The sequence below is a fragment of the Nocardia sp. NPDC004718 genome (genome assembly GCF_053601535.1).
Window position 1 is genome coordinate 1 of record NZ_JBSGCA010000094.1, and the last position, 12,554, is coordinate 12,554.

At 67.0% G+C, this 12,554-nt stretch carries 11 protein-coding genes; 4 read left to right on the forward strand and 7 right to left on the reverse strand.

Annotated features, from left to right (window positions below):
• Nucleotides 1–123: 123 nt before the first annotated feature.
• Nucleotides 124–1,218, reverse strand: a complete 1,095-nt coding sequence (locus tag ACWEH3_RS34670) for an Rv2629 family ribosome hibernation factor (RefSeq protein ID WP_450026076.1) — start codon at nt 1,216–1,218, stop codon at nt 124–126.
• A gap of 139 nt (nt 1,219–1,357) precedes the next feature.
• Here ACWEH3_RS34670 and ACWEH3_RS34675 point away from each other — a divergent pair, with 139 nt between their 5' ends.
• The 3 genes from ACWEH3_RS34675 (at nt 1,358) to ACWEH3_RS34685 (ending at nt 3,492) form a co-directional block, all read left to right on the forward strand.
• Complete coding sequence (locus tag ACWEH3_RS34675) at nt 1,358–1,699, forward strand: DUF3140 domain-containing protein (RefSeq protein WP_450026074.1); 342 nt, start codon at nt 1,358–1,360, stop codon at nt 1,697–1,699.
• A 69-nt stretch (nt 1,700–1,768) separates the two neighbouring features.
• Nucleotides 1,769–2,977, forward strand: a complete 1,209-nt coding sequence (locus ACWEH3_RS34680) for a zinc-dependent alcohol dehydrogenase (protein ID WP_450026072.1) — start codon at nt 1,769–1,771, stop codon at nt 2,975–2,977.
• Nucleotides 2,978–2,988: 11 nt separating this feature from the next.
• Complete coding sequence (locus ACWEH3_RS34685; RefSeq protein ID WP_450026070.1) at nt 2,989–3,492, forward strand: hypothetical protein; 504 nt, start codon at nt 2,989–2,991, stop codon at nt 3,490–3,492.
• Nucleotides 3,493–3,792: 300 nt separating this feature from the next.
• Here ACWEH3_RS34685 and ACWEH3_RS34690 read toward each other — a convergent pair whose 3' ends face one another.
• Nucleotides 3,793–5,493, reverse strand: a complete 1,701-nt coding sequence (locus ACWEH3_RS34690) for an aldehyde dehydrogenase family protein (RefSeq protein WP_450026068.1) — start codon at nt 5,491–5,493, stop codon at nt 3,793–3,795.
• Entirely contained in the window at nt 5,490–7,058 is a 1,569-nt protein-coding gene (locus tag ACWEH3_RS34695; RefSeq protein ID WP_450026066.1) for a GMC family oxidoreductase, read from the reverse strand. The genes ACWEH3_RS34690 and ACWEH3_RS34695 overlap by 4 nt, the downstream gene beginning before the upstream one ends.
• A 176-nt stretch (nt 7,059–7,234) precedes the next feature.
• Between ACWEH3_RS34695 and ACWEH3_RS34700 the strand changes: the two genes are divergently transcribed.
• Nucleotides 7,235–8,479: a PucR family transcriptional regulator gene (locus tag ACWEH3_RS34700; protein WP_450026064.1), complete on the forward strand. Its 1,245-nt coding sequence runs from the start codon at nt 7,235–7,237 to the stop codon at nt 8,477–8,479.
• Between the two features lie 84 nt (nt 8,480–8,563).
• On the opposite strand, the gene ACWEH3_RS34705 is transcribed toward ACWEH3_RS34700, so the two are convergent.
• The 4 genes from ACWEH3_RS34705 to ACWEH3_RS34720 all read right to left on the reverse strand — a co-directional run bounded on the left by ACWEH3_RS34705 (nt 8,564) and on the right by ACWEH3_RS34720 (nt 12,206).
• Entirely contained in the window at nt 8,564–9,637 is a 1,074-nt protein-coding gene (locus tag ACWEH3_RS34705) for an LLM class flavin-dependent oxidoreductase (RefSeq protein ID WP_450026062.1), read from the reverse strand.
• Nucleotides 9,637–10,149: an SRPBCC family protein gene (locus tag ACWEH3_RS34710; protein WP_450026060.1), complete on the reverse strand. Its 513-nt coding sequence runs from the start codon at nt 10,147–10,149 to the stop codon at nt 9,637–9,639. The genes ACWEH3_RS34705 and ACWEH3_RS34710 overlap by 1 nt, the downstream gene beginning before the upstream one ends.
• A 316-nt stretch (nt 10,150–10,465) precedes the next feature.
• Nucleotides 10,466–11,068, reverse strand: coding sequence for a TetR/AcrR family transcriptional regulator (locus ACWEH3_RS34715; protein WP_450026058.1), 603 nt, complete (start codon nt 11,066–11,068; stop codon nt 10,466–10,468).
• 136 nt (nt 11,069–11,204) lie between these two features.
• Nucleotides 11,205–12,206 (reverse strand): NADP-dependent oxidoreductase, encoded by a 1,002-nt coding sequence (locus tag ACWEH3_RS34720; RefSeq protein WP_450026056.1) that lies wholly within the window; start codon nt 12,204–12,206, stop codon nt 11,205–11,207.
• Nucleotides 12,207–12,554 lie beyond the last annotated feature (348 nt).

Consider the following 12,554-nt stretch of genomic DNA (forward strand, 5'->3'; position numbering starts at 1 on the left):
CGTGCTGTGGGCACTGCTGCGCGACGGACGTGAATTCAGCCTCGACACACCCGCCCCGACGACTGCTGCGGCTTGACACGGTCATTGAGAGTCCTCCTGTTGCGGTTGCTGGATACCGGCGCGCTAGCGGTGGCGCAAAAGTGTGGCGACCCCTTCCCGGGGTACGACAGCACCTTCGACGGGCACGATCGAGCCACCCTGCAGCAATGTGACCACCGGCAACGCTTCGTCCGCGCGGTAGGCGCGGGACGATTTCGCATCATCGATCCACTGCGCCGCGGTGACGCCGCGAAGCAATTCCGGATCGAGTTCGACGGATCGGTCCCCCACGGTGTCCGGATCGATCAGCAAAGTATCGACATTCGCCCCCAGCAGCGCCGAGACCGTCTCGGGCAGCCCCTCGACGGCCAGGCCGTCGGCCCTGCCCCGCGCGGTATTCAGTTGCTCGACGACCTGGCCCTGGTGCTGCCGTGCCTGCGTCCGCACCGCTTGCTGTACCTGCGCCTCCAGTGCGGCGGAGTCCGCACCCGCGGCCCGGGCACCGGCCTCGACCTCGACGATCCGAGCGGTCGGCGAATCGAGTGCCTTTGCCAGCGCCGCGCGGGCGCTGACCTCACCGACCAGCACGATGACCCGCGCTCCGACGCGATCCGCGAGATCGCGGACCGCCGTGGCGACCTCCACGACGTTCCGGCGGACCGCTTCCTCTACCCGGCGCTGCATCGAAAGGTGTGCCCACCCTCCGCCGTGACGGACCTTGTGCACCGGATGCGTGATGCCTTCGGCGGTCATCTCGATCAGGTTCCCGTCCTCGTCGACGCCGTACAGATCGCCGCCGACACGGTCGACGAACGCGATCACATGCGGCACCTCACGGGACTGCTGCTCGATGAGAGGCAACAGGAACGGAAGCGCCGACACCCGCACTGTCTCGCGTGCGGGCGGCTCGGCGAGCATGTGATCGACGAGGACGCTGTCCGAATCGGCGATCAGCACGCGGCCTGCACGCCCTTGCTCCGCCCTGACTTTGCTGATCGCGTCGTCGAGAAGCGTCAGCGCCTTCCCGGGAACGTCTTGGGCGGCCAATTGCTCGCGGATCGAGCGCCACCGTAACGCTTTTTGCTGCTCGGCGTCTTCGGTGTTGTGCGAGGCGTCGACGCAGAGCGATACGAACGGGCCCCGCCGTTGCGCTATTTCTCTGAGATCAATGCCATACACATCCGGCGCGTACCCGCCTCGGCGTCCACGAACCCGGACCCGCGAGTGCATTCGGAATGCGCTCCGAACGGTGGTTTGGCCGACCCAGGCCCGGGTAGTCGCCACGCGTCCGCCGGGACAACCGACTGGAGGTGAAGCCATGGCCGAAACCGTCATCGACGACGAGCTATGGGAGGAATTCCACCGCCTGGTCAATATGTCGTCCCGGCAGTTGCGCGACTGGCTGCGCACCGAAGGCGCCGACACCGGCACCGAAACGGAACCCGAGCGCGCGGGGCCGGAGATCGGTCGGCACATCCTTGCGGTTCTCGGCAAACGTCGTACCGACCTCGATGCCGACGACATCGCGGTGATGCGCCGGGCCGTGGACGAAATCACCGCGGCGCGCGGTGCGGAAGCAGAGCGCGAGCCGCGCGCGGGCAGAGACGACTGGCGCAGGCATCTGATGTCGCTCGGACACGACCCACTCCAGCCGTCGTGATGATCTCCGCATCGCGCGGCAAGCGGAGGGGTGTGCGGTCTGCAAGTCGACGGCGAGGAGGGTGCTTCGATGAAGGCAGTGGTGTGGCACGACGTGGGAGATATCCGGCTCGACGAAGTCGATGATCCCAAAATAGTGGAACCGACCGATGCGCTTGTGCGGATCACGACCTCGGCTATCTGCGGTACCGATCTCCATCTCGTGCGCGGCACGATGCCGGGCATGCAGCCGGGAACAGTGCTCGGGCACGAGGCTGTCGGAGTGGTGGAGGAGACCGGGGCGGCGGTGCGCGGTTTCCGCCAGGGCGATCGGGTCGTAGTGTGCTCGACCATCGCATGCGGGACCTGCTCCTACTGTCGTGCCGGCTACTTCGCCCAGTGCGACACCGCCAACCCGAACGGGCCGCAGGCGGGAACCAGCTTCTTCGGCGGACCGGAGAGCACAGGCCCCGTCGCGGGGCTGCAGGCCGCTTACGCGCGCATCCCCTTCGCCGCCACGACACTGGTGAAAATCCCCGATTCGGTGTCCGACGAACAGGCGATCATGATCTCCGATGTGCTGCCGACCGGCTGGTTCGGCGCCCGATTGGCGCAAGTCGGGCAAGGCGACACGGTGCTGGTGCTCGGTGCGGGCGTGGTCGGGCAATGCGCGATCGCCGCAGCGAAGCGTCGAGGCGCGACGCGGGTGCTGGTCGTCGACGGTATCGCCGACCGTCTGGCGACCGCTCGCGCGCAGAACGCCGAGCCGATCGATTTCAATGCCGAGGATCCGGTGGCAACGGTGCGCGAGCTGACCGGCGGTATCGGAGTGGACAGGGTGATCGACGCGGTCGGTGTGGATGCCCAACGCCCGAAGTCCGGACCGGCCGCACAGGATCTTCCGGTTTCGGATTCGACGCTGGAAGCCGAGCGCGAGAAGGCGGCCCCGCGGGGCAGGACCGAGGGCGCGCAGTGGTTGGCCGGGGACGCGCCCAGCTTGGCGGCGCGGTGGGCACTCGAGGCAGTCGCCAAAGCCGGTAGCGTCGGCGTCATCGGAGTCTATCCGCCGAATTTCGACGCTTTCCCGATCGGCGCAGTGGTCAACCGCAATCTCACCGTTCAGGGCGGCAACTGCAACCACCGCCGCTACGTCCCCGGCCTGTTGGGCAGGGTGGCCCGGGGCGACATCGATCCGACCGCCTTCATCACCCAGCGCGCCGACCCGCTCTCCGTCATCGAGGCCTACGAGACGTTCGACCGGCGCGAAGACGGCTGGCTGAAGACGATCGTGCCGATGTGAGGTGCGTGGCGATGCTGAAGCCGATCCTCTGCGGCGCCGCGGCGGGAGCCGCGGGCACGACCGCGTTGAACGCCGTCACCTTCCTCGACATGATCGCGCGCGGCCGACCACCGAGCCGCACGCCCGAACAGAGCGTCGAGCGCGTGACCGACCGATTGGGCGTGCAGGTGCCCGGTGACGAGGAACAACGGCGCAGCCGGATCTCCGGCGCGGGTGCGCTGCTGGGCACGGGAACCGGCGTTGCGATCGGCTGTGCCTACGGTTTCGCCCGTTCCATGAGATGGCAGCCGTCGATTCTCGCCGCGAGCACGGTCAATACCGCCACGGCCATGTCCGTCACGGCGCTGTCGCTTCTCAACTTGGGAGTTTCCGATCCGCGCCGATGGACACGTTCCGACTGGCTCAGTGATCTCGTGCCACATCTTGCGTACGGGCTGGTCACTTCCCTCACCTATGCCGCCATGGCCGACGGTCGTTCGACCCCGCGGCGACGTCGGCGGCGGACGTGGGCATGACCCCGGCGGTGCCGGCCATTTCGGTGATGGGTTCGCGACTGCGCGGAGCCGGGTCGGCGAGCCTGTGCCGGCTCAACGTGCCCTGCTGTCCGAGTTCGTCTGTGTGCTGGTCGAATCGATGACGACGATATCCAGTTCGCCTGTCGAGTACCGGGCGCGCAGGGCTTTCCTGTCGAATTTGCCGACACTGGTCTTGGGCACTTCGGGCGTGCTCGTCTTTCTCGAAGGATGCCCGGCCGACGGGAGCGGTGGTGAGCCCGGGCCGGCGTTGCCGCCGGACCCGGGCTGGTCTCATGGGTTTCAGCCGCGCAGCGCGGAGGCGAAGATCGGCGCGAGCGGGGCGACGCCGGGCTTCTTGGCGAAGTTGGTCAAACGCCGCAAGGTCGTGGCGCCCGTCCGGTTGGTGACGAACCACGGCGGCTTCGGCGACAGGCTGAATTCGCCGTGCAGCAGCGACCGAGGCGAGGGTCGGAACGGCCCGCGGAGGACGGTTCGTTCCGGTTCGGCGATCAGCAAGGAGTTGTGCACCACACCGATGCCGCTCTGGATATCGGTCAGAGAGTGCCCCGGGAAGGCGCCCCACGACGCGCGGGCGGTGAGGTAGCCCAGGCCGGTCCAGGCGTTGACAGCGATCGTGCCGTAGCGCAGTTCGGTGACGGCCGTGTCGAATCGGTCGCCCAACTGTTTGATGGTGGCCGGGTGGGCGATGATGTTGACGCCGAGCGTGCCCTCGAACTCGTCGTTGCATACCTGCACCGCCCGCGCCAGGAACTCGGCAGGGTCGCCGCCGGGCAATTCGATCACGCCGAGCACCGGGGCGAAGTATTCGGTGTGCAGAGCGGGTTCGCGCCGATTCGGTGTCAGGCCCTCGATGAGGGTGCGTGCACCGATCACCTGCGCCTGCGGGTAGCTCTGTCGGGCGGCCTCGACACGGTCCGAGGATCCGGGATAGTAGTCCGGCCGTTGCGGCGCGCGGCCGATAGCCGCACGGAGTTCGGCGAGGAACCGCTCCTTTTGCGGCCAATCCGCGGAGATCACCGCCACCTGTGCGGCGATGCAGTTGTAACCGTTGTTGTGCAGGCGCTGCGTCGCCAGGTGCTCGGCTTGGAAGCGCAGGTCCGCGTTGGACCATCGGCCCGGCACCACGATGGTGGGCGAAACACCGCCGAGTTCGCTGGTGATCGGCTTCGTGAGTCTGGGCGTGCCTGCCGCCTTGTTTCGTTCGGCTTCCGCTCCGGTGCCGAACACGATGGCGTCGTGGGTCGCCGCGCTGCCGGTCATGTGGACGGCGTCCACATCCGGGTGGTGTACCAAGGCCGCGCCGACCTCAGGGCCGCCGGTGATCAGGCGCACGAATCCGCGCTCTATCGCCGGAGCGAAGATCTTCTCCAGCACCGGCAGCAGCGGATCGGTTATCGGGTTGAGCTTCAGCGCCACCACCCTGTTGTCCGCGTAGAGCTGGTACAACACGTCCAGAGGGGCGATCGAGAAGATGTTGCCCGCCCCCAGGACGACGCCGATGCCGCCGGTGCTCGTCGGCGTGCGCTGCCCCAGGCCCGCACGTGCGCGAACGGTTTCGGCGTCGACGCCGGGCCGCGACCAGACTTCGGCGCGGAATCCGTTGAGCAGCAGGGCGTCGAATACTCCGTGCGGGAACACTTCGACGGCCGTTCGGCCGCCGGGGGCCGGACGCATCGGGTATCCGTCGACCGGGCTGCGCCCCTCCTCCAATGCCAGTAGGGATTCCGCGAGCGCGGCAGCCCCGGTCAGCAGGGAATACGGTCCGCTCACCCACTCCTCACCCAGCAAGGGCGAATCCGAGGTCAGTTTCTTGATCCGGGCCGCGGTCTCGACCCATTCCTGCGCATGCCGCGCCGTGTTGACATGAATCTGATCCAGCAGTCGGCGCCGGGCGGGCAGCGCGGTGCGCGCCCATTCGACTTCACCACGCCGTAGTGCGGAGACCGCGGCTCCGACGGTTGCCGTCACGGTCGAGGTCATGCTTCGGTTCCTTTCGATTCGGCGTCCTCGAGGACCATGTCGGAAGCCTTCTCGCCGATCATGATCGTGGGAGCGTTGGTGTTTCCGCGCACTACCGACGGCATGACCGACGCGTCGGCCACGCGCAGACCACGCAATCCCAGCACGCGCAATCGCGGGTCCACGACGGCGCCGATCGCGCAGGTCGACGTCGGGTGGTACAGGGTCTGTGCCGTCCGAGCCGCGAAATCGAGCAGCTCGGCATCCGAATCGCCTGGCGGGGTCGAGAATTCACCAGTAGTGAGCTCCCGGAGCGCGGGTTGATCGGCGATCCCGAGTGCGCTGTGCAGGCCGGCGATCACGCTCTGACGGTCCTCTTCGGTCCGGAGATAGTTGTGGTGGATACGTGGCGCCGTGCCGGGGGACGCGGAACGCAAGGTGACTTCGCCGCGGCTCGTCGGGTTGATCAGGCACGGGCCGAAGGCGTATCCGTGCTCCGTCGCGGCCCCCATGCCTTCACCGTGGAAGAGCACCGGCGCCATGTGGAACTGGATGTCGGGCCCGGCGAGACCGCCGCGGGTGTCGATGAAGCCCCCTGCCTCGCCGATATTGGAGGTCAGCGGGCCGCGCCCTTCTTCCTGGAGCAGAGCGAGGTTTTGCGGGGTGAGTGCGGTCATCAGCGATTCGCGATCGGTGCGGTAGTTGAGGAACACGGACAGATGGTCTTGCAGGTTCCGCCCGACCGGCAGGTCACGGACCACCTCGACCCCGAACGCCGACAGCTGTTCGGCCGGGCCGACACCCGACAGCAGCAGCAGATGCGCCGATCCGTATGCGCCCGCGGCGAGAACAACCTCGCGCCGGGCCTGGATCACTTCCGTGCTCCCGTCCCGGCCGATGACCACACCGGTCGCGCGGCCGTTCTCGATGACGACTCGATGGGCGAGCGCGCCGGTGATCACCGTCAGATTGGGGCGCGACGCGGCTGGGTGCAGGTAACCGACGGCGGCGCTGCACCGCATGCCATTGCGCTGTGTCACCTGATAGCGACCGACGCCCAGCTGCGTGGGCCCGTTGAAGTCCTCGTTGCGGAGGTGGCCCGCTTGTTCGGCGGCGCGCAGGAACGCGTCGCCCAGTGGATGCCGCGATCGGCTTTCGCTCACCGCCAGCGGCCCGCCGACGCCGTGGTAGGCGTCTTTGCCGCGTTCGTTGTCCTCGGCCTTCATGAAATAGGGAAGGACCTCGTCGTAGCTCCATCCGTCGGCGCCGCCCGCAGCCCACCCGTCGTAGTCGGCACGTGCTCCGCGAATGTAGATCATCGCGTTCATGGAGCTGCTTCCGCCGACCACACGCCCACGCGGCAGATAGGCGCGGCGGAATTGCAGCCCGGCTTCGGGCTCGGTGTCGTAATCCCAGTCGAGCGGACTTTTGAACAGAGAGGGAAATGCGACCGGCAGATGGATTTCGTCCGCCGTGTCCTGCGGCCCCGCCTCGATCACCGCGACCTGGACCCGCCGGTCCTCCGACAATCGGCTCGCCAGCACGGATCCAGCGGATCCGGCGCCTACGACGACATAGTCGTACACGGTCGGCACCTCTCTCGAAATCAGTTCTCGAATCGGGGCGCTATGACCCCGGTCACTGTCGCAGTCGATACTGCTGGCGGGATGCTCGAGCCACCATGTGCACGGGCCTACCGATCCACGGCGGATATGTGTGCCAGAGCACAATCGCATTCCCGGCGAATGCCTACCATCTATCCATGACCACGCTGACGGAGCCGCCCGTGAATGATTCCGCCGCGGTGGCGCGCACGCTGCTCGCGGAGGTCGACGACCTCACCGCCGAACTCGTCGGCCGAATCCGGACCGGGGACCACGCCTACGCGGAATCGACCGCGCTCACCGACGCCGAGCTGGGCTTCGTCGTCCGCGACAACCTCGTCTCGCTGCTGGGCCAGCTCTCCGGCGGTGTCGGGCGTCGGCTGCAGCCCGCTACCGTAGTGGGCCGATTCAAAGCCGAACTCGGCGTGCCCCTCCCCGCGGTGCTGCACGCATACCGGCTCGCCGGACGGCTGCTGTGGGAACGCGCGCTCGCAGTGGCCACCGGCACGAGACTCGACGTGTTGCCGCAGCTCGGGTCGGAGATGTGGCGGATCATCGACGACTATTCGGGAGCAGCGGCCGAGGCGTACGGCGACTATCTGACCGAACGAGTCCGCCACGACGATTCCGAACGCCGCGCTCTGTTGCGCCGTCTACTGAACGGCGATTCCCACGATCCGACACAACGTGACATCGCCCGCGCCCTCCACCTGCCCCCGCTGGGCAGCTTCGTCGTCGTGCATGCCGAAGCCGAGCCCGAAGCACTGGCGCCACTGATGGGCATCGAGTCCCGGCTCCGCGCCGAATACGTCGAATCGATCTGGATCACCGAAGCCGGTGCTCGCATCGGGCTGCTCAGCCTGGCCACCGAACGCGCGCACCAGCAGGTACTGGCCCAACTGCGGCAACACGCCACCGGCCGGATCGGCGTGAGCCGCTCGTTCTCGACCGCGGGTGACGCAGGCAGCGCACTACGTGAGGCCGAACTGGCCGGGCGTTGCGCACCGGCGGGCACCCCCACGGTCACCGTCTACGGCAACACACCCATCCCGCTCGTTCTCGCGCATGCTCCGTCCGCGGCGCACGAACTGGCGCACGAAATCCTCGGACCGATACTCGACCTCCCACCAGAGGAGTGCGATCCCCTTCTCGACACGCTCGCGATGTGGTTCGAATGCGGAGGCTCCAATACCGAAGTCGCGCAACGCCTGCACTACCACCGCAACACCATCCACTACCGGCTGCGCCGCATCGAAACCCTGACCGACCGCCGCTGCTCCGATCCCAAGGCGGCCGCCGAACTCTACGTCGCCCTCACTGCCGTGCGGCTCATCGGACTGGACCGGTCCGGGATGCCCGCCGATCCCCCGTCGCGTGGCCAGGAACAACGCTTCGGCTTCTGATCACATACGAGGGCGCGCCACCGGCTCGCCGCGACAGTCTCGCACCGGCTGGTCAGAGCACGCCACTCGCGCCGGAACATGCGACTAACCACCTTGGGAGTGAGAGGTCGTCGAAAGACCATCCAGCCCGTGCACCAGATCGATGCCGCGGCCGAGATTGTCCAGTCGCGCGTGCAAGGTGTCGCCCGCGGGATAGAGACGTACCGTGTCCACTCCGGTGTGGCGCCAGGTTCGCAACCGCTCGCGGACCATGTCCTCGGTGCCGATCAGCGTGGTGGCCAGCACCATTTCGTCGGTGACCAGCGCGGCGGCGCCATCGCGATCACCGCTCTGCCACCGTTCACGCACTCGGGCGGCGACATCGGCCCAGCCTTGGCGGCTGTAGGCGTTGTTGTAGAAGTTGGTCGAGCCCGATCCCATTCCGCCCAGCGAGAAGGCGAGTTCCTTCTTGCGGCTGCCGACGACCTCGTCGAGTTGGGCCTCGTCGGCGACGATATTGATCTCCGCGCCCTGGCAGATGTCCAGATCCGCGCGGTCCCGGCCGGAACGGGCCAGCCCGGCGTCGAGATGCTCGAAATAGGCGTCCGCTCCCTCGGGGACGAAGCTGGTGCCCAGCCAGCCGTCGGCGATCTCGCCGGTCAACTCCAGCATTTTCGGTGACAGGGTGGCCAGGTAGATGGGAACCGTGACCGCGGGCACGCTCAGCCGCATCGGTTTGCCCTCTCCACCGGGCAGCGGGATTGTGAAGTGCCTGCCCTGGAAGACGATCTTCTCGCCGGTGCAGGCCGCCCGGATTATCTGCACGGTCTCACGCATGCGGGCCAGTGGACGGGCGAACGGCACGCCGTGCAGTCCCTCGATGACCTGCGGGCCGGACGCGCCGAGCCCGAGCAGGAATCGGCCTTCGGACATTCGTGCCAGCGTCATGGCAGTCTGGGCGATCAGGACCGGCGAACGGGTGCCGAGCTGAATGATGCCGGTACCCAGCCGCATTCGCCCGGTGCACGCGGCGAGGAAGCCCAGCGGTGTCACCGCATCGCTCCCCCACGCCTCGGCCATCCAGCAGATGTCCAGGCCGAGTTTCTCGGCTTCGACTACGAATTCGACGAGGTCGGGCCAGTTCGCCCCCGAGGCCTCGATGGTGGTGGCCGTGCGCATCACGCGTCCTTCTCCGCTAGATCCTTGATGGCGGACAGATTGGCCGCCATGCCGGCCTCGAACTCGCGCAGCCGCACGAAAACGATCTTCTGCTCCTTCTCGGGCATGGCATCGATCGCGGAGTTGAGTCCGGACCGCGCGGGACCCATCTGTGTCCACTGCTCCAGGACGGTGCCCGCGCCCTCGGGTCGGAGGGTGAACCGCCATATGCTGGAAGGATATCCGGGATCGCCGACGGCCCAGGCGAGGCGCCGCTCCGGCTCGAATTCCACGACCGTGCTGGTCGTTTCCCAGTTCCCCAGGGCCTCGTGGGCGTTGCGGCCGATGAACCGCGCGCCGACCGCGGGTCCGGCCGCGCCGTCGAGCCATTCCACACCCTGTAGTTCTTTACTCAGCCGCGGCATGAGATGCATATCGCTGACGAATACCCACACCCGTCGTGGTGGCGCGTCGATGAAGGTCTGAACCGCCACGGTCGGGGTGTCGGCATACACCTGCCCGGTCCACTCCACGATCAGCTCCTTCCGTCTGTATCGCCCATAGTTGCATAGATAGACTAAGCACTACAACGGTCACTTCAGCGCACTCAACAGCTGAGTTTCACATTTGGACTCACGGGGAGGGCTATGCCGCGCACATCGTCGGCGAACTGTGACCGTCCCCGACGCCCCGCACGATTGATCTGCTGGGAGCGACTCTGGACGCCTCCAGTTGGGGCGACCCTTCCTCGATCGCGGACACGACCGGCTGAGGGCAATCGATAGCTCGCCGACGAGGGCGTCGGCAGAATCCGGCGATTGGCAGCCGGTCGTTCACCGGGCGGCCGGTCTACTTGGACGCACCCACGATGCGCAGCGCGAGGTCCACGTAATAGTCGCCGATCTCCTCCGGCGAGAGAGAGCCGTCCTCGCGGTACCAGCGAGCGAGGTCGATGCCGAGCGACAGCAGAGCGACCGCCGCCATATGCGGATTCGGGTTGTCGAACACACCCGCCGCCACACCTCGCTCGATCAGCTGCCGCATCTCCGCATCGATGAGGTGACGGATCGCCTTGATCTCGCCTTGATGCTCCGGACTGAGTGCGGCCAATTCGTAGTTGATGACCCGGGCCACGGTGTGCGCCCGAGCATGGAAAACAGTGAACGCACGGACCGCGGCGATCAACTGATCGACCGGATCGTCAGCGGAAGCGACAGCGCTCTTTATGCGCTCCAGCGTGTTGTGGTGACCGGTCCGGGAGACCTCGTAGAGAAGTTCCTCCTTCGAGCGGTGATGCACATAGATGGCTGCCGTGCTCAGCCCCGCGATCGAAGTGATGTCGCGAGTGGTCGAGCCGTGGAATCCCCGCTCGGCGAAGGCGACGACCGCGGCATCCAGCAGCCGAGCTCGTGTGTCGTCCGCACGTGAGCAACGAGCCTCTGATTCGGTCACCTGAACAGTCTCGCATCCTGCCATCGAACACTTCCGGACGGTATCGGTCCGGCCCTCGCGCGACCGGCGTCGATGCTGTCGTGACCTTCGGCGCGTCGCACGGCTGTGATCCCGGATACGCCGCGGTGGCCGCCGCTCAGAGCGCGAGCACGAGTTTTCCGTGGTTGGCACCGCTGAAGAGCATGTTCAGCGTCTCGCCGAAACGCGCGACGCCTCCCTCGATGACGTGCTCGCGGCTCTCGATCTTGCCCTCGGCCAGCCATTGCGCGATCTGCGCCACGGCTTCGCCGTAGCGATCGGCGTAGTCGAAGACTACGAATCCCGTCATCGAGGCGCGGAAGACCAGCAGTGACATATAGCGCGACGGACCGGGAGGCAGCTGCTCGGCGTTGTAGGCCGAGATCGCGCCGCACAGCACCACGCGTGCCCCGCGGCGCAGGTTCATCAGCGCGGCATCGAGGATGTCACCGCCAACGTTGTCGAAGAAGACGTCGATGCCCTGCGGGGCGAGCTCGCGCAACCGCTTCGCAACGTTGTCGTTGCGGTAGTCGACAGCCGCGTCGAAGCCGAGTTCCTCGGTGAGCAACCGGGTCTTCTCCGGGCCACCCGCGATCCCGATGACCTCCGCGCCCTTGGCTTTGGCGATCTGACCGACCACGCTCCCGACGGCGCCTGCCGCCGCCGAGACCACCACGGTGTCGCCTGCCCGCAGCTTCCCGACCTCGAGCAGGCCGAAATACGCTGTCATGCCGGGCATTCCGAGGGTACCGAGCCAGGTGGGGCCGGGGGCGATGGTCAGATCGACCTTCGAGACGTCACTGCCGTCACTGATCGCGTATTCGGTCACCCCGAAAGCGCCGCTGACCGTGTCACCGACGGCGAAGTCGGGGTGCGCCGATTCCACGACCGTGCCGATGTCCAACGACCGCATCACCTCGCCGATCCCGACCGGCGGCACATAGGAACGCTGATCTCTCAGCCATCCACGCATAGCGGGATCGAGGGAGATGAAGTCGATCTTCACCAGCAGCTGACCTTCGGCGGGGTCGGGCAGTTCCTCGGTCGTCAGGCTCCAGGTGTCGTCGCCGGGCAGCCCCGATGGACGCCGCGCGAGACGGATCTGCTGAGTCTTCGTCATGACATTCCTCTTCTCATCGATTCGGCCATACGTCCGGGGACGGCATCCATTGCCGTCGGGAAACTCTGCCCCACAACCGATCCGGTCAACTGCAGGTCCCGCTCGCAGACGGTCACGAACCGTGTCGGTCAGTTCTTCGGTCCTCCGGCGACGTACACGACTTGTCCCAGGCGAGACGGCGCGCGATCGCGGCGCCTATCCCCCGCGCCGCGCCGGTGACAACGGCGATCCTCGGTGTGTTGCTCATGGTGTTCTCCCTAAGTTTGTAGGTGTCTGGGGTTGGTGCCCTGGATGCCCAGAGCGGTGGGGTGTAGCTGATGGTTGCTTGCCGTTGGTTTGGCTCCGAAG

Bases quoted from the DNA above. Each gene is read 5' to 3' on its own strand.
- ACWEH3_RS34675 (WP_450026074.1), top strand. From the start codon at position 1,358: ATGGCCGAAACCGTCATCGACGACGAGCTATGGGAGGAATTCCACCGC.
- ACWEH3_RS34680 (WP_450026072.1), top strand. From the start codon at position 1,769: ATGAAGGCAGTGGTGTGGCACGACGTGGGAGATATCCGGCTCGACGAA.
- ACWEH3_RS34685 (WP_450026070.1), top strand. From the start codon at position 2,989: ATGCTGAAGCCGATCCTCTGCGGCGCCGCGGCGGGAGCCGCGGGCACG.
- ACWEH3_RS34690 (WP_450026068.1), bottom strand. From the start codon at position 5,493: ATGACCTCGACCGTGACGGCAACCGTCGGAGCCGCGGTCTCCGCACTA.
- ACWEH3_RS34700 (WP_450026064.1), top strand. From the start codon at position 7,235: ATGACCACGCTGACGGAGCCGCCCGTGAATGATTCCGCCGCGGTGGCG.
- ACWEH3_RS34705 (WP_450026062.1), bottom strand. From the start codon at position 9,637: ATGCGCACGGCCACCACCATCGAGGCCTCGGGGGCGAACTGGCCCGAC.
- ACWEH3_RS34720 (WP_450026056.1), bottom strand. From the start codon at position 12,206: ATGACGAAGACTCAGCAGATCCGTCTCGCGCGGCGTCCATCGGGGCTG.